At 32.0% G+C, this 17667-nt stretch carries 19 protein-coding genes and 1 tRNA gene; 13 read left to right on the top strand and 7 right to left on the bottom strand.

Translation table 25 applies throughout. The features are described from left to right. Positions 1–69: 69 nt before the first annotated feature. From rpsJ to GW846_04900, 6 genes are all read left to right on the top strand, one after another. Positions 70–390, top strand: a complete 321-nt coding sequence (gene rpsJ / locus GW846_04875) for a 30S ribosomal protein S10 (protein ID NDK10089.1) — start codon at positions 70–72, stop codon at positions 388–390. 27 nt (positions 391–417) lie between these two features. After that, positions 418–615 carry a 50S ribosomal protein L28 gene (rpmB, locus tag GW846_04880; protein NDK10090.1) on the top strand — a complete coding sequence of 66 codons (198 nt, stop codon included), beginning with the start codon at positions 418–420 and terminating at the stop codon, positions 613–615. 33 nt (positions 616–648) lie between these two features. Next, positions 649–733, top strand: a tRNA-Leu gene (locus GW846_04885). 33 nt (positions 734–766) lie between these two features. Then, complete coding sequence (rpsP, locus tag GW846_04890; GenBank protein NDK10091.1) at positions 767–1006, top strand: 30S ribosomal protein S16; 240 nt, start codon at positions 767–769, stop codon at positions 1004–1006. Positions 1007–1067: 61 nt separating this feature from the next. Next, positions 1068–1310 carry a KH domain-containing protein gene (locus tag GW846_04895; GenBank protein ID NDK10092.1) on the top strand — a complete coding sequence of 81 codons (243 nt, stop codon included), beginning with the start codon at positions 1068–1070 and terminating at the stop codon, positions 1308–1310. Between the two features lie 33 nt (positions 1311–1343). Further along, the gene (locus tag GW846_04900) at positions 1344–1784 is read left to right on the top strand and encodes a hypothetical protein (protein ID NDK10093.1); all 441 of its coding nucleotides are present in this window, start codon (positions 1344–1346) and stop codon (positions 1782–1784) included. Between the two features lie 24 nt (positions 1785–1808). Here GW846_04900 and GW846_04905 read toward each other — a convergent pair whose 3' ends face one another. After that, positions 1809–2222, bottom strand: a complete 414-nt coding sequence (locus GW846_04905) for a hypothetical protein (GenBank protein ID NDK10094.1) — start codon at positions 2220–2222, stop codon at positions 1809–1811. 76 nt (positions 2223–2298) lie between these two features. On the opposite strand from GW846_04905, the gene GW846_04910 reads away from it, so the two are divergent. Beyond that, positions 2299–3585, top strand: coding sequence for a FecR domain-containing protein (locus GW846_04910; GenBank protein ID NDK10095.1), 1287 nt, complete (start codon positions 2299–2301; stop codon positions 3583–3585). Positions 3586–3588: 3 nt separating this feature from the next. After that, positions 3589–5652: an adenylate/guanylate cyclase domain-containing protein gene (locus GW846_04915; protein NDK10096.1), complete on the top strand. Its 2064-nt coding sequence runs from the start codon at positions 3589–3591 to the stop codon at positions 5650–5652. A 34-nt stretch (positions 5653–5686) separates the two neighbouring features. On the opposite strand, the gene GW846_04920 is transcribed toward GW846_04915, so the two are convergent. Beyond that, positions 5687–6064, bottom strand: coding sequence for a hypothetical protein (locus GW846_04920; GenBank protein ID NDK10097.1), 378 nt, complete (start codon positions 6062–6064; stop codon positions 5687–5689). Positions 6065–6521: 457 nt separating this feature from the next. Here GW846_04920 and GW846_04925 point away from each other — a divergent pair, with 457 nt between their 5' ends. Beyond that, a complete protein-coding gene (locus tag GW846_04925; GenBank protein ID NDK10098.1) occupies positions 6522–6851 on the top strand; it encodes a hypothetical protein in 330 nt (109 codons plus the stop codon). A gap of 68 nt (positions 6852–6919) precedes the next feature. On the opposite strand, the gene ung is transcribed toward GW846_04925, so the two are convergent. After that, entirely contained in the window at positions 6920–7588 is a 669-nt protein-coding gene (gene ung, locus GW846_04930) for a uracil-DNA glycosylase (GenBank protein ID NDK10099.1), read from the bottom strand. A gap of 95 nt (positions 7589–7683) precedes the next feature. Here ung and dnaE point away from each other — a divergent pair, with 95 nt between their 5' ends. After that, complete coding sequence (gene dnaE, locus GW846_04935) at positions 7684–11655, top strand: DNA polymerase III subunit alpha (GenBank protein NDK10100.1); 3972 nt, start codon at positions 7684–7686, stop codon at positions 11653–11655. Positions 11656–11684: 29 nt separating this feature from the next. On the opposite strand, the gene GW846_04940 is transcribed toward dnaE, so the two are convergent. The 3 genes from GW846_04940 to GW846_04950 are packed head-to-tail and all read right to left on the bottom strand — an operon-like array spanning position 11685 to position 13191. Next, positions 11685–12395 carry an MBL fold metallo-hydrolase gene (locus tag GW846_04940; GenBank protein NDK10101.1) on the bottom strand — a complete coding sequence of 237 codons (711 nt, stop codon included), beginning with the start codon at positions 12393–12395 and terminating at the stop codon, positions 11685–11687. A 12-nt stretch (positions 12396–12407) separates the two neighbouring features. Further along, a complete protein-coding gene (locus GW846_04945) occupies positions 12408–12893 on the bottom strand; it encodes a rhodanese-like domain-containing protein (protein NDK10102.1) in 486 nt (161 codons plus the stop codon). A 10-nt stretch (positions 12894–12903) separates the two neighbouring features. Further along, positions 12904–13191, bottom strand: a complete 288-nt coding sequence (locus GW846_04950; GenBank protein NDK10103.1) for a winged helix-turn-helix transcriptional regulator — start codon at positions 13189–13191, stop codon at positions 12904–12906. A gap of 142 nt (positions 13192–13333) precedes the next feature. Here GW846_04950 and GW846_04955 point away from each other — a divergent pair, with 142 nt between their 5' ends. Continuing rightward, entirely contained in the window at positions 13334–14665 is a 1332-nt protein-coding gene (locus GW846_04955) for a Fic family protein (GenBank protein NDK10104.1), read from the top strand. Positions 14666–14690: 25 nt separating this feature from the next. Here the strand turns inward: GW846_04955 and typA are convergent, their stop codons facing one another. Next, a complete protein-coding gene (gene typA / locus GW846_04960) occupies positions 14691–16496 on the bottom strand; it encodes a translational GTPase TypA (GenBank protein NDK10105.1) in 1806 nt (601 codons plus the stop codon). Between the two features lie 154 nt (positions 16497–16650). Here typA and GW846_04965 point away from each other — a divergent pair, with 154 nt between their 5' ends. Both GW846_04965 and GW846_04970 read left to right on the top strand, forming a co-directional pair. After that, entirely contained in the window at positions 16651–17145 is a 495-nt protein-coding gene (locus tag GW846_04965) for a hypothetical protein (protein NDK10106.1), read from the top strand. A 47-nt stretch (positions 17146–17192) separates the two neighbouring features. Further along, positions 17193–17603 carry a hypothetical protein gene (locus GW846_04970; GenBank protein NDK10107.1) on the top strand — a complete coding sequence of 137 codons (411 nt, stop codon included), beginning with the start codon at positions 17193–17195 and terminating at the stop codon, positions 17601–17603. The last annotated feature ends 64 nt before the right edge of the window (positions 17604–17667 follow it).

Raw genomic sequence — 17667 nt, forward strand, 5'->3', positions numbered from 1 at the left:
CTAATAGATATTAGAAGAAGTCAGTTAGGAGATATCTTAAAAGTTATAATTATTTTTTTACGCACAGACATGGCTGCCAAAAAAGACACACAAAAAATGAGAATCAGTATCAAGGCATTTGATCACAGACTTCTTGATGATGCAGTTGCAAAAATCGTTTGAATCGCTCGAGATTCAGGAGCTGTTGTTGTTTGACCAATACCACTTCCAACTAAAATTGAAAAAATTACCGTGAATAGATCTACGTTTGTTAATAAAGACGCAAGAGAACAATTTGAAATCAGAAGACATAAAAGACTTGTTGAAATCAAAGAACCTACTGCAAAAACATTAGAACTTCTTCAAGGTATCTCTATACCTTCTGGGGTAGGAGTTGAAATCAAAGCCTAAATTTATTATTCAGTTATTAAAAGTATTATGTCTAGAGTATGTGAAATTACTGGGAAAAAGACAGCCGTTTGAAATAGACGAAGTCACTCTCTCAGAGCTACAAAAAGAAAATTTTATCCAAATCTTTTCTACAAAAATATAACAGATCCAGTTACAGGTCTTGTATACAGAATACGAGTATCTGCAAAAGGTCTCAAGACTCTCAAGAAAAAAGGAATTGTTTAAAACTTTTTTCTAAAAAGTTCCTTTTCTCCAAATGCCCAGATGGTGGAATTGGTAGACACGCAGGACTTAAAATCCTGTTCCCTCGGGAGTCCGGGTTCAATCCCCGGTCTGGGCACCATATACAAATATGATTTAATTAATTTCTTCCCTTATGTTAAAAATACGACTTTCAAGAGCTGGTAAAAAAAATATGCCTTTTTTCAGAATAGTGTTAACTGAGCACACAGCTGCAGCAAAACATGGTTATAAAGAAGTACTTGGTTCTTATAATCCGTTTTCAAAAGAGTTCAAAATTAAAGATCTTGATAAAGTAAAAACCTACGCTTCTCACGGAGTACAATTCTCTCCAAGAGTTGTAAAATTAATGGAAGCAAATAAAATTACACTATAAAAATATTATACTACTACTGTTTTCATCATAGTAGTATTTTTTTATTATTTAATATTAATGCATGCAAGAAGTAGATTTCTTACACTATGTTGTTCAAAATATAGTAGAACATCCTGAATCCATTGAAATTGAAAAAAAAGTTGATGAGTTATGAACGCTTCTCACACTGCAAGTTCATCCTGATGATATGTGAATTATTATTTGAAAAAAAGGAAGTACAGTGAATGCACTTCGATCAATTATTCGACTTCAATGAATGAAGCTTTGACAAAAAATAACTTTGAAAGTTCTAGAACACGAGTAGAATAAACAAGAATAGTATTTTTAATTTTAAAATATGTTATACTCAACAGTATATGCGATAAGTGAAACAGGGTCTATATTTGAAGCTAAAATGGATTTTTGAGAATTTATACTTCTCACTATTTCTCTCTTTGTTCTTGCAGCAGGTCTCTTATCGATTCTCTTTATACTTTGGGGTGGTTTACTCCTCATACTATCTGGAGGAAAAGATGACAAGATTAAGCCAGCAATTAATACGATTCGTTTCGCTGTTATTGGAGTAGTCGTAACAGTGCTTACTATCTTTCTATTTCCAGTGTTTTGAAGACTCCTTGGTTTAGATGTTGAAAAGTATGCGAAGCCTCAAAGAATATTTCAAAAAATTGAAGAAATCTGAAATAAAATATTTTGAAGTTCAAGTGATTCTTCATCAAATTTTAATACAACTCAGCCTGAATCACTTGATGATTTTCCTGCTGACTTCTCAGACTTATAAAAAAATCCACATTATGTGGATTTTTTATCGTATATCTTTTCAAAAAATTAGATAAATCCATCTTTGATAAATAGTCATAGTTTGTATGAGACTTTCTTCCTCTCTTAGGTTACTCGGTGTCTGAATTTGTGTGGGATTATTTTCACTTTGCTCCGTATATTTTTTGTATTTCTCTTCACTAATAAGAAATATTACTTCCTCTCAGGGGTTTTTGAGTCATTGTTGCGCCTTCAAAATTTTATTTTTATATGCAAGTGTACTTTTATTTTCCAAGGTATCTTGTGACTTTTCAATAGAACTTATAAGGAGTTCATTATTATCATTGAGCTTTTGAATAGTGAGGTATATTTTGTATTCCTGATACTTATAACTTAGAACTAAAAATATCATATAGAGCATGACTATAAGTAGTAAGATGAATGTGTATCGTTTTTTCATTATTTTTGTAAAAAGAGATTTTGTATGCTAGCATAGAATGAGAGGTAGTTCTCAATTTATTCTTAGTGATAGTATAATGAAAAAGATAAAAAATAAATTTATTCTCATAGTTATTTGAGTTATTGCCATTATTGTTTTTTCTCAGGTCTTTATTGCCTATTCAAATAATAATAAAGATACGAATTCATATGTGAATCTTGTTGAGTGAACTGCAAGTATAAATGATACTAAACTTGAGATTAATACTAAGAAAGTTCTTAAAACTGGTGATAAAATTCATGTAATTGGAGAGTCCAGTCTCGCAGTTATTGAGTGGTGAGATGGAAGTCTTACTCGTTTATGAGGAAATACTAAAATATCCATTGAACAAAATCAGATTTCTCGAGATTATACTAAAATAAATATATCATTTGAGCTCCTTGCTTGAAAAACTTGGTCAAACGTTGTTTCATTTATAGGAAAAGATTCATCATTTACACAGAATTTTTCTGGTATAGAGGCCTGAGTGAGGGGGACTATATTTGAAGTAGATTTAGAAAGTGATTATGTAAACGTTGTTGATCATCAAATTACTTTAGAAAAAAATACCTGAGAACAAGTTATCGTAGAAGAAAATACTCCATTTAAAATTTCAACATTCTCTCTCATCGAAATATGAGAATTTGTAAATAAATTTCAAGATGCTACATGGAAACAAGTCAATGAATCATATGATTCTATCTATTTTGATCAGCTGAAAGAAGCACTTCAAAATTCTATAGACAAGCAATCACTGTACGAAAAAATAAGAGCATGGATTTCACCAAGCTATAGACTCCTATATGATCTTGATACTGCTGAGAACTACGAGATAGTTGAGAAAACCATTTCAAAAATTGAGGACTCTAAGAGAGAAAAGGTATATAATGCTGTGTTATCTCGATACCAAGACTTCAATTTTGTGGCTGCGTCGGATTATGAGTTTTATAAGAGAAAAATATTTTATAAGAAAGCTCTGGTAGCTTTATGAGATGACCAACTTGAAAAAGAACAACTTCTTCGTAGTACAGCATTTGATATAGAAACTATTGTATCAGTGTGAAATAGAGAAGCACTCAATCAGAGTATTGAGTTTCTTGCTGAAAATAAAGAACTTTTAGAAAATATAAACTTAAACTTCTTTGAAACAGCTCTTTCAAATATATCAAGTGATAAACTCAGCGAATTTTCACAACAATTTATGGAACTTCAGTCACTTCTACCAAGCAGTTTTCAGATGCCTGAAATTCCTATGAGTTTAGATGAAATAAAAAAATCAGCTGAATGACAAGTGAAATGATTTCTCAACGATACCCAATCAATTATCGATAAACTTCGCAAGTAATACATGAAACATATTTTTAAAAATACAAACCTTCTTACGATAGTACTCTCTTGCTGTATTATCGTTATTTTAATTGTATGTAGTTCTGTATTTAGAGTTCTTAATAAAACAATTCAAAATGAGTATTATTCTGTAAAAAATGAAATACTCTGAGTTTCAGCCAATCCTCACATTATAGTTGTCGAAATAGATGAAAAAAGTATTGAGTCAATTGGATCTTTTCCATTTCCACGCTCTGTATATGCTTCGCTTATAAAAAATCTGAACTTAGAAAGTGTTCCTCTCATTGCATTTGATATATTATTTTTAGACCCTTCAGAAGAATCATCTGATACTATTTTTTCACAAGCTATCAAAGACTCCAAAGCCAGAATAATACTCTGAGACGCACTTGATACGAGTGGTGAGATAAAGATACCTACTACTATACTTGATGCTGATTCGTATTCACATTGATATTTGTCTCCCAATGTTGAGTCATCGAATAAAACAGTATATTCATTTTCTCCAAAAATGAAGGATGTAAAGGGAGAGATATATGAGCATTTCACTCTACAAATTCTTAGGAATTTTTATGATTATATGTATGGAACTTCTCTTTCATCGATAATATGAAATTACGAACAATGAAATTATATCATTTCTCAAGACGTGCAAATTCCATTGGCATCAAAAAACTCTGAAGAAATACTCATAAATTTTGTGCCGAGTGATTCCTTTACTCGTGTATCAGTTTCAGATGTCGCAAATCCAAGTACATTCGAACAACTTCGTAATGAGATAGATTTTAGAGACGCGATAGTACTCGTTGGTCCAGCTGCTGATGGACTCAAAGATAACTTCTTCACCCCAAATGGCTATGAATTCGGAGTAAATATACATGCTAATATACTCAATACTCTCTTACTGAAGAGTTATATGATGTATTTTGACCCATTTATAGAATGGATTTTAATATTTTTTATTGTTATACTTTCTGTATCACTCAATCTCTCCACTTCCTCCAGAATCCTGGTCATATCTAATCTCGTCATTATCCTCGTATTTTGGATTATTATTCCTGTGAGTATATTATTAGGAACGAATCTCATTTTTAATTATCCTTCCGAGATAATATTCTCTCTGATACTTTCAGTGCTTGTTGCAAATATAGTAAAATATCTTATAGAGGATAAGAATAAACAGAAGCTCAATAAAGCTCTTAGTGAATATGTATGAAGTCATATTGCAGCAGAAATACTGGATGAAGATGGGAGTGTAGACTTTGATGGACAAGAAAAAAATCTTGTGTGTTTTTTCTCAGATATTGAATGATTTACAAGTCTTAGTGAAATACTCTCACCGATAGAACTTGTTTGATTTCTCCGAGTATATCTCACACATATGACAGAAAGTATCATGGATCAAAAGTGATACGTTGATAAGTTCGAAGGAGACGCTATTATGGCCCTCTGGTGAGCATTTTCTAAGCAACAGGATACCAAGGATGATTCGGTGCGTGCTTGCGCCACAGCGTTGATTCACCAAGAAACAATTAAAAAAATTAATACAGAGTGGAAAGATAAACTCAAGCGTACGTTACGAGTGAGAATCGGGATACATAGTGGGAATGCTATTATTTGAAATATATGAGCCATCTGAAAAAAAATGAGTTTTACAGCTTTGTGAGATAATATAAATCTCGCTTCAAGACTTGAATGAGCAAATAAATATTATGGAACCCTCATTTGTGTCAGCGAGAGTGTTTACTTTGATACACAAGATGCTTTTGAATTTAGGTTTCTTGATGAGATACAAGTGAAATGAAAAGATATATCAGTGAAGATCTATGAGCTCCTAGCGAATAAATGAGAATTATCAATAGAGAAAAAATCTCAGATTTATAAATTTTCTGAAGCTCGAGAACTCTATACTCAAAAGAATTTTAAAGAAGCACAGGCAATATTTTTGGAACTTGAAAAACTATGAGATGCTCCATCTAAATACTACGCTCAGAGATGTGCTTGTTTTCAAAAAAATCCCCCGAGTAAGGATTGGACATGAGTATGGAGAATGACAGAAAAATAAAAGAGAATATATATATTCTCTTTTATTTTTGTATTTACAAAGCTGTATCATCTCTTATTTCCAAAAGAGTATTTTTAGAAATCTTAAAGTATTGTAAACTTCAGCCAATTTCTTTATAATTGTTTTCTCTTTTGATAAGTTCAAATAAATATGATCAGTTTCAGGTATTATTAAAATCAATTTCCTCATAATTCAAATTATTTTGAATATTTGAAATGCGCTGTTTTTTGTAATTTAAAAATTGGTCTTTGTTATAAAATAATCACTTATTAGGAGCTTCACGTTCTACAAAATATATAGCCTGTTCATATTGATTTTGTGCAAGTAAATTTAACTTACTTTGAATATACTTATTTTTTTCTTCTAATGTGTTTAAGTTATTAATTTCTAATACTATTGCTTCGTAATTCATACTATCAAAGTCTTCAGAATAAAGATTTTCTCTATCTTCTCTCAAATTATATACAAGCTCTGACTTAATGTCATTTGTTAATGGAATATGAATAAATGAAATTATATATGCTCAAAATATTATGAAATATAATATTCAAGAATATAAAAATAATCTTTTAGGTATATATTTTATTATAAAATAAAATAATATTAGTAAAAGAAATGATATTCACAGAGAAGTGTATAATGTGAGTGACAAGTCTCATGGAGTCGAATAAAATGTTTGATACATATTTAAACAAAAAAATAATGAAGTTAAAAGGATATAAAATAAAATAAATGCAAGAACATATTTCAGATTTTTCATTTTTGTTTTTTTAATAATTACTCTTAATAATATATTGAAATAAATAAATAAATAAATAAATAAGATATTCTTGCGAAAGCAAAAATGAACTAGACAAAGGAATTATACTATGTTCAAAAAAATTCTCGTGCTGACTGCTCTTTGCTCTCTGATGGCAACTTCAGCTGCGGCAAATGTCAGTCTCGTTGATGTTACTTGCAGCAACAATAAGGTTGCTGTACAGGTATATCAATCAGATTCGGGCAGACACAGAATCAACGTAAATGCATCAAAGTCTGGGCAACCAATAGAATCCCAATCGCTTCAGACTGGCATTTCAAATGGCACATATACACTCAATTTCTTTTTCTCTACGAGCCTTGTGCCATTTGGAACCTTGAGTGTTTACTCTGACAATCTTCAGATTGATCAATTCTATCGGAATGGTTGCCCAGGCTAAGTAAACACTTTTAATAACTGTCCTCGTAAATGAGGACTTTTTTTATACAAGATATAAATAAAATTTATCTACCACTGAATCTTTTCTTTTCAATGAGATTCTAAAATTTCATTTATTTTTTTAAAGTGTCCGTTTCCAAGAAAACCAGTATGAGCTGAAAAAGGTGATGGATGTGGAGATTCAAGAATAAAGTGCTTTGATTCATTAATCAGCACTTTTTTTGATCGAGCAAATGCTCACCAGAGTACAAATATAATTCATTGCTGTGATTCAGATATTTTTTGAATGATGGTATCTGTGAACTGAGACCAACCAATTTTACTATGACTGGCAGGTTTTGAAGCTTCAACAGTTAAAATACTATTGAGAAGTAGCACTCATTGCTCTGCCCATGATTCTAAATTCCCACTTTTTGGAATCTTAAAATCAGAGAATTCCATTTGAAGCTCTTTATAGATGTTTTTAAGACTTGGGGGTACTATTACACCATCTTGAACAGAAAAACTGAGTCAGTGGGCTTGTCAGGCTCCGTGATAAGGATCTTGCCCCAGTATTACTACTTTGAGATTGTTAAGTGATGTTTTTTCAAATGCCGCAAATATATTATGAGTTTCTGGGTAGATGATTTTTCCAGATTCTAATTCGCACTTTAAAAATGTCTTAATTTCCTGAAAATATGATTTTTTAATTTCAGGCTCTAATATTTTTTTCCAAGAATCAGAAATATGTAAGTTCATAGTTTTTAATAATTTTTTAACAAAAAGAGTATAAGCTCCCTAGGAATTTTACCAAAAATAAATACACTGTTTCAAAGAATTCTAACAAAAAATATATGGCATTTGTTCATCTGCATAATCATTCTCATTATTCAATATTGGAAGGACTTCCAAAACCAAAAGACTATGTAAAAAAAGCTAAGCAACTTGGTATGAAAGCGGTGGCTCTCACAGATACAGGAAACTTGCATGGGTGTCACGAGTTTTTAAAAGCGTGTGAATCTGAAGGTATAAATGCAATATTGTGAGCTGAAGTATTTACTCGTTCGGAATCTGACCAAAAACTCAATCATAAACTTGTTTTGCTCGCTAAAAGTGGAGAATGATACAAGAATCTTATTGGAATTGTATCTAAAGCTTCTCTCGATAATCCTTGACAAACTCCTGCAATAAGTGTATCTGATTTAAAAGAATTTTCAGATGATATAATAGCTCTCTCAGGACCAATAGCTGGAGAGATTCCATATCTGATCTTATCTGGACAAAGTGATGACGTTATTTTAGACAGAATAAAACTCTATCAAGATATATTTTGAGTTGATAATTATTTTCTAGAGATTTTATACCACTGAGATATACCAAAACAGTCCTTAGTCACTGATAAAATCATAGATTTACATAATACTCATGGTATTCCAATTGTCGCATGTCAAAATAGCTACTATGTCGACAAAGAAGACAAAACAACTCAGGACGTAATTATGGCGCTTGGGTCATGACATGAAATTGAAAATCCCGATAGACCCAGTTTATTGCAATGAGACTATAGTTTCTTGTCAGAAGAAGAGATGCAGGAAATATTTTGATATATCCCTGAAGCTCTAGAAAATACACAAAAAATAGCTGACATGATCAGCATAAAAATAGAGACAGGGTGAGTCCTTATTCCAACTTTTGAGCTCCCTGATGATATGCAGGCACTTTTTGAAAAAGCTCAAGTTTTTCAAAAAAATAATCCAGGAAATACTCCAAAGATGACACTTTCATCAGATGAATGGTATTTGAGATATCTCTCATATGCTGGGATAAACTGGAGATGTAAAAAAAATATTTCAGAAGAAATGCTTTTTGAATTGGTACAAAAAACTCAAATGCCTGGACTTTGAAAAGCACTGACAGAAACTTCACCCGAAGAACTCAAGGATTTATCTTTGACCTATTATTCTCAGAGAAAAAAAGACATCTTAGACTCATTTGATCAAGATCTTCAAGATCAAATAGAGAGATTAGAGTATGAATTGGTCGTAGTGCACGAGATGGGATTTAACGCGTATTTTTTAATTGTTGCTGATTATATAGGTTGGGCTCGTTCTGAAAATATACCAGTATGACCTGGAAGATGATCTGCTGCGTGAAGTCTCATGGCATTTTTAACTGGAATAACTGACATAGATCCTCTGAAATATAATCTCCTGTTTGAGCGATTTTTAAACCCAGCACGTATTTCCATGCCGGATATTGATACCGACTTTGCAGATAGTGAGAGAGACAGAGTGGTTGAATATTGTCGACAAAAATATGGAGCAGACAGAGTTGCTCAAATTTGTACTTTTGGTACATTTGCAGCAAGAGCAGCTGTCAAAGATGTTGGACGAGTGATGTGAGTGCCCTTTGCAGAGATGAATGAACTTGTGAAGCTCATTCCAGAAAAACCTGGTACGAAACTTACTGGTGCACTTGAAGATGCTCCTGATTTTAAAGTTGCCTATGATACGAATGAAAAATACAAAAAGATAATAGACAATGCTCTTAAAATAGAATGAAATGTTCGACAATTATGAGTTCATGCTTGTGCCGTAATCATCGCTCCACAGTCCATGACACACTTCACGGCTTTGGCTCATCCACCAAAAGATGCAGAGGCTATTATTACGCAGTATAGCGCTTATCCACTTGAAGATCTTGGACTGCTAAAGATGGACTTTCTTTGACTTCGAAACCTGACAATTATTCAAAGAGCTCAAAAAATTATTGAGGCTTCAAAAGGTCATAGCGTAGATATACTCGATGTTGCCATGGATGATCAATCTGTCTACAAGATATTTGCTGATGGAGATACTACCTGAGTCTTTCAGTTTGAGTCAGATGGTATGAGAAAATATTTGAGAGACCTTGCTCCAGATAGTTTTGAAGATCTTATTGCCATGGTCTCACTCTATAGACCTGGACCTCTCGCATATATTCCGACCTATATCAACCGTAAGTATGGACGTGAAGAGATAAAATATATGACAGATGACCTCAGAGCTATCTTGGAGAAAAAGTACTCAGAAGCCGAGATAGAAGAAGAAAAACGAAAGTTGGAAGAAGACCTGAAACGTATTCTAGACGTGAGTTATGGTATTGCTGTCTATCAGGAACAATTGATGTTTATTGTACAGTATATGGCAGGATTTTCACTTGGTGAAGCTGACTTGCTCCGAAGATGAGTTTGAAAAAAGAAACTCGATGTTATAGAGGCACTCAAAAAAGAATTTATCACGAAATCAGCCAGTTTTAAAGGTTACAAAGCTGAAACTTCTCGCTATATTTATGAAGAGATGATTCAACCTGCTGCAAACTACTCATTTAATAAATCTCATGCTGCGTGTTACGCACTTATTGCTTATCAAACTGCCTATCTTAAGGCACATTATAGAACTGAGTTTCTCACCTCAATGATGACTTCTGATGAAGAAAATATGGAGAGAATCGTACTGGAAGTAGGAGAAGCTCAGCAAAATGGAATTGAGATTATGAGACCAGATATTAACGAATCACTGAAACACTTTACTTATATTGATGACACGCATATACGTTTTGGCCTTAAGGCTATTAAGTGACTCTGAGATGGACCAATTGACGCGATACTTCACGCACGTAAAGATGGTATTTTTTCAGATTTACAAGATTTTATAAAAAGAGGATGACGAGAAACACTGTGAAAAAAATCACTAGAAGCACTTATCTATGCAGGAGCAATGGATATATTTTGAGAAAGAAATACATTACTTTGTAATATAGATGAGATAGTTAGGGCTTCTAAAAATGAAATAAAAAAAGAGTCTTCAGCTCAAATAGGGATGTTTGATACGGGACTTACTGATTTTGATGATAGTATAAAACTTCAAGAAGTGACTCCACTCAGTTATGAGCAGAAACTTTTCTGAGAAAAAGAAGTTCTTGGGTATATGGTTTCAGGTCATCCACTTGATTCTCTCAGACTCTATTGTCAAAGACGTTCTCGAAGTACGAAAAATCTATCTTCTTCACTTTCTGACTTAAAGAAAATTCATGATGAAAATCCTGAAAAATTTAAAGAGGATTTACAAAAACAGCAGATACAAGCTGTATGAGTCATAATAGATATGAGAAAAATTGTAACGAAGACCTGAAAAAATATGTTATTTTTGACGTGTGAGGGCTTCGAGTATGATTTTGAAGTTACTATTTTTAACAAAGACTATGATAAGTTCAAAGATTTAGTAGCAATTTGAAAAGTAATCATTGCTGAGTGAATGCTCGGAGTAAACTTTGAATACTGAAGAAAAAACCTGTATGTAAAAAGTATTATTGCAGCGAGTGTTACTCAAGTGAGAGAACAAGCACGAGATATGTGACTTCTAGATTCTAAAAAACGTACTATTTTAATCAAAGAATCTCTCTCTCAATCTGAAGATACGAAGCAATCAGAGAATCAAAATCAAGAAGCAGATAATAATCAAGATACTGATTGAAAAAATATTTCAGATAATTCTTCTGAATTTGAGTCAGAATTAGATGGAAAAATCAGTCAGAATAAATTCGAAAAATCAGAGAAAAATGAACCTACTGACACTCTGGATAAATATATTGTTATTATTCCTTCTTGAACTAAAATAGATCAAATCCATGAACTCAAGAATTTTCTTGCGAGTCAAGAGCCATGAATCACAAGTATTTATATTCTCCTTCAAGGACAAGAAGTTGATACTAAGTTTTCACTATGTTCTATTGAATGACTCAAAAAATGGGAAAAATCAAATCTTTGAGAAATATCACATGCTTAAAAAAAGAACTCCTGTGAGTTCTTTTTTTGTTATCCACATCTGTGTCCACATTTCATGTTTGCAGGAAGACTGGCTTCTAGCTTTTTTGGATACGGAAGTTTTAGGTTTTTCATAATCGTTTCAAAATCTTCGAAGCTGTTTTCTTCTTTTAATCTTGGGTTAAATTGCTTCTCTTCTGCAACGGTACTAGCCATATTTCCATTATAGTCATGTCATGGATAGATGAGTGTTGTATCTGGGAGTGTATAAATCTTTTCGTGTACATTTTTGTACATATTTTCATTGGATCCAGATTGGAAATCTGTTCTTCCAGAACCTCGAACAAATATGAGGTCACCAGTAAAGACCATATTATCAATGAGATAACTCACACATCCACCAGTATGCCCAGCAGTTTCAAGTACTGTAATTTCTATATCTCAAATCTTTAAAACTTCTCCATCTTTGAGAAAGAGGTCATTGTGAGTTATTCATTTATTATTTTCACCAACTCATATTTCTCACATTCCAAGTATTTCTTTGAGCTCAGAGCTTCCAGTTATATGGTCAGCATGCACATGTGTATCTAGGAAATATTTTACCGTTAATCCAAGTTCTTGGATAAGTTTTGCATCACGAGTTGCCATTTCATAGACAGGGTCTATAATCACTGCTTCTTTTGTATTTGAGTCAGCAATAATATAGGTATAGGTATTAGTTTCATAATCAAGCATTTGCTTGAAGAGTATATTATTTTTCATAGTTTTGTATAATTAGGTATTAAAAGGCATTTTTCAGAGAATTGTTGCCATAAGACAGTTTCCAGAAATTCCTGAAAACATGAGTCATCCACTCACAAAAAGGACTCATAAAAGAAATGCTGGACTGACGAAATATCCAAGTAACAAAAATGTAAGTACGAGCGAACCTGCTGCAATGAGAACTTGTCTCATAATTGGTATTCTCGAGCTGTTTTTTCATGTTACCATCTCTTCTGGGTGTTCTTTTTTGTATTCCAGTATTCCTCATTTATATACTTTGAGACTTTCTATCTCACTGTGAGGAGCAAGTATCTGCTGAGCGAGTTCAGCTCTTCGACCAGTCCGACACATAATGAGGACTTGTTTTCATTTCAGGAGTTTAGCAACTTTTGCTTCTCTTGATTCAATATATGACAAAGGCATATCGATAGATCATTTTATATGTTCTTGATTATGTTCTTCGTGACTTCGTACATCGAGGATTATTTGTTCTTTCATAGTGGAGTTATTAGCAATATATATTTTTAAGCGCTTGCATGAGTTCTCATATTTTTTTGTCTTTTACAGAGTAGAAGACTTCTTTTCCTTCTTTTCGGCTCTCTAGAATATTTTGGTCCTTCATCTTGAGGGCAAATTGGCTCACGAGTGACTGTGAGATTTCTAGAAGTGTTGTTAACTCAGCAATATTTTTATCTCATTCACTGAGTAAACAGAGCATAGCAAGTCTCTTTTCGTGAGACAAAATATCCATAATCTTGCTCACTTCACCAGACTTTTGAAGTATTTCTTTATACATATTAATATATTATTATTTGTTAATATAATAAGAGTATACTGATAGAAGTATTTGTGTCAAAATTTTATTTCTAAGAATATTTTGATTTTATTAATTAATATTATAAAATAGGTTAAATTTAATTAAATTTAACCTATTTTTAATGAATAATTTATATACTTTAGAAAAAATAGATATAGATAAATTCCAAATATCTAAAGCTAAACTTGACCACTATTTTGAGCAAAATATTTCAAAGTATTCTGATTTCAATTACTTATACTGGGATAAAATAAAATTTCAACCAGTACCAAAATGATTTAAAGATAGTAAAGACTTATGGGGAACAATAAAATTTATGAGAACTCTAAATTACGTTTCTCCAATCAAAACAGATTCTTGAGAGTTTTTTCGATTTTGAGAACTTGAATTTTCTAAAAAATTACTTCATGAAATTGATAAAAATGCTTCTTGAACTTTTTATACCCCTTTTTCAGAATCTGATAAAAGATTATTTGTTACCAACTGAATGTTGGAAGAAGCAATTAGTTCTAGTCAATTAGAATGAGCTTCTACTACATCTCGAAATGCAGTAAAAATGATTAAACAATGAATAAAACCAAAGAATGATTCAGATAGAATGATACTAAATAACTATGAAGTGATGTATTTTGTCAAAGATGAACTTGTTAAAAAAGAAAAAATTGATGAATCAGATCTTCTTTATTTACAAGAAATATTAACTAAGTGAGTTATAGAAAATAAATGAGAAATTTGAAGATTTAGAGATATTAATGATGATAATAAAGATCCCATCGTTGTTAAATTCAAGTGAAAAATTGCACATGAACCAATGAAGTCAGAAAAAATGAGAGTAGAATTGAAGCGTCTGATAGATTTTATGAATGATGAGGGAGATTTTAATACTTTTGTACATCCAGTAATTAAAGCAATTGTAATACATTTTTGGATATGATATTTACACCCTTTCTGTGATTGAAATGGTAGAACTGCTAGAGCTCTTTTTTATTGGTATTTATTAAAGAATGATTATTTTTGATTTTCTTTCATTCCACTTTCATCAATTATTAAGAAATCAAAAATTGAATATGCAAAATCATATATTTATTCTGAACAGGATGATAGAGATTTATGATATTTTATAAATTATAATCTAAGAAAAATTAAAATTGCATTAGATGCTTTTCAAAGTGATTTAAAGAATAGATTTAAAGACAATCATTCAAATTTAAAAGATCTTAGACATTTAGATCTAAATGATAGACAAAAAAAATTACTGAAATATTTTTTGGAAAATAAAGATTCTTTTACTAACTCATTAATTCATAAAAATTATTATAATATTTCCAAGCCTACAGCTGTATCAGATTTAAATATTTTAAGAAAAAAGTGATTAATTTACAGTACAAAATCTTGAAGAAACATTAGTTATTTTCCTGTAGAAAATTTAGAAAATTTAATTAAAAAAGACTAGCAATTGCTAGTCTTTTTTTTTCTAATTATCCATTACTTTTATTTCTTTTTCTTTCACCTTCTGTAAGCCATTTCTTTCGAAGTCTTACTGAGAGAGGAGTAACTTCAACATATTCATCGTTTGAGATATAGTCGATAGCTTCTTCAAGAGACATAAGTTTTGGTGGAGTAAGCTTAAGTGCTTCATCCGTACCAGATGCTCGAACGTTTGTAAGTTTTTTATTCTTCGTTGCGTTTACTGCAAGATCTTGATCTTTTGATGATTCTCCAAGAATCATACCTTCGTAGAGTTCAGTTTGAGGTTTAATAAAGATTGTCCCTCTGTCTTGAAGATTAAAGATAGAGTATGCCATAGCATTCCCATTTTCCATAGAAATCATAGATCCTCGTGCTCTTTTTTCAATATTCCCTTTATGAGGAACATATTCTTCAAAAGCTGAGGAAAGAAGACCTTCTCCTTTAGTCATAGTCGTGAATTCTGATTTGAATCAGAGAAGTCCTCGAGTAGGTACAATAAATTCTAGATTTGTAATCCCGTTATCATCAAACATATTTACCATTTCACCTTTTCTTTTTCCAAGTTCAGCTATAACTGATCCTGCAGAGCTAGAAGGAACAGCAATAGTAACTCGTTCTAGAGGTTCCATTTTTTTCCCACCTTCTTCATGCATAATTACTACTGGAGCTCCTACTTGTAGCTCAAATCCTTCTCTTCTCATCGTTTCAATAAGTACAGAAAGGTGAAGCTCACCTCTACCTGAAACACTGTAATTATCTCCTTCTTCAAAGTCGATTTTTAACCCAACGTTTGTTTCAAGTTCTTTTTCTAGTCTGTCTCTGATTTGTCTTGAAGTTACAAATTTACCTTCTCTTCCAGCAAATGGAGAGTTGTTAACGAGGAATTCCATTTTTAGGGTAGGTTCATCGATACTGATAGGTGGCATTTGTTCAACATCAGCATTTGCAGCGATGGTTTCTCCTACGAAGATATCTGAAATACCTGCTATTGTGATAATATCACCTGCTACTGCTTCATTAACTTTCACTTTTTCAAGTCCATGATTTGTAAGGATATCAGTAATTTTCCCTTTTCTTTGTTTCCCTGCATTTGAAGTTATGATAACATCTTGTCCAACTTTCACTTTTCCGTCATATACTCGACCGATACCAAGTCTTCCAAGGAAATTATCATACCCAAGATTTGCAACTTGCATTTTTAGTGGAGCTGTTTCATCGTTCTTTGCTTCTGGAACATGTTCCATAATATAATCAAGAAGTGGAGTGATATCTTTTTGTTCTGGATTGTCATTTGTCCAAGCAAGACCTTCTCTCGCAATTGCATATACTGGATTGTTGAGATTTTCTAATTGTTCATCAGATCCTCCAAGTTGTACAAACAGGTCAAATAGTTGATCAATAACCCAATCAGCTCGAGCAGATGGTTTATCCATTTTATTGAGAACAATAATAGGATGAAGTCCAAGTTCAAGAGATTTCTTAAGTACGAACTTAGTTTGAGGCATAGGTCCTTCGTACGCATCAACAACAAGACATACAGAATCAACTGTTCGAAGTACTCGTTCTACTTCAGAACCAAAATCAGCATGACCTGGAGTATCAACAATATTAATCTTGTTTCCTTTATAATTAATAGAAGTGTTCTTCGCGTAAATAGTAATCCCTCTTTCTTGTTCTTGAGCGTTTGAGTCCATTGCTCGTTCAGCAATTCCAACTCGAGTATCAAATCCATCTGCAGCTTTCAGAAGTTCATCTACAAGGGTAGTTTTTCCGTGATCTACATGGGCAATTATCGCAATATTTCTAAATGACATAGTATACTATATAAAAAATAAATACTCCCAGCTTTTTGAGAGTTTCTAAACCGCGGGGATTATAGGGATAAAATGCCCAAATGCAAGAAAAAGATTTGTAAAATTGACTAATTGATTAAATTATAAATAATAATATAAAATAAGATTAAATTTTATGCTAAGTAAACAATCTCAATTTATATATGATGGTATAATGACTTTGATGAATTTTGAAGACTGTAGTCCTATTGTACCGGAATTAAATACAGATACGCACCTAATTTCAATACTTGCCAGAGAAAGAATTGCAGATATTTTTATGCTCCCAGAAGATATTGAAGATGTTGTACTTTCTTTAGAAAACAAGCTTCTAAGTAAAAAAGAATTTGAAAAACTTCAAAGCTTCCGAATCAATGCTGAGAAATATTGATGGATGGAACTTGAAGCAACCCTCCTTATTTCCGAGTCTTGAATCATAGATTGATTAAGTCTGCATGATATTCTTTGAAAATTTACACACTCTCATCATAACGATTGGAAAAATTTTCCGAGACTCTTCTTGAGATACTTTCTTATTGTTGAAGCAGAATATTATAAAGAAACAGGTGAGCAGCTAGCATTTGCGTGATTAGCACAAGTCCTTGAAACCATTCCTGTTCAAGATGAATAGTTTATGTAAGAATAAAAAAAAAGCGTTTATAATTTTAGTACACAGATATGTGAGAGTATATAGACAGAGAAAAATATATAAGTATTCAGTGAATGGTACAACTGTCAAAAACTGAAGATTTTACTGGTTTTGATGGAAGTATTGTTTTTGTGTTACCAGAAAAGGTGTGAATGCTTTTATTAGAAAAACATCAAATTGAGTCCATTCCAGACGTGGCTCTCTTGAGAAACGGAGTTATTGGAAAAAAATGAAAATCACTTTTTAGAAAGCAGCTTGACGAACCTATTAGATACTGTTTATTTACTTATGATGAAGTGCATCAAAAACTGAGACTTCTTATAGATAAAACATGACAGAAAACAAAAAATATTTTGTGATCTTCTGATGAATATCTCATTTCAATTGGTGGGGTATATGTATCTCAGAAAAATTACAACAATAAAAAACCTCAATTTTAGAATTGAGGTTTTTTATTTGTCTTATTTTTGATTTAGTCCAGTAGATATATTATTATGAGTATAT

The sequence above is a fragment of the Candidatus Gracilibacteria bacterium genome, assembly GCA_010119145.1.
In the GTDB taxonomy this organism is placed as follows: domain Bacteria; phylum Patescibacteriota; class Gracilibacteria; order BD1-5; family UBA6164; genus JAACSU01.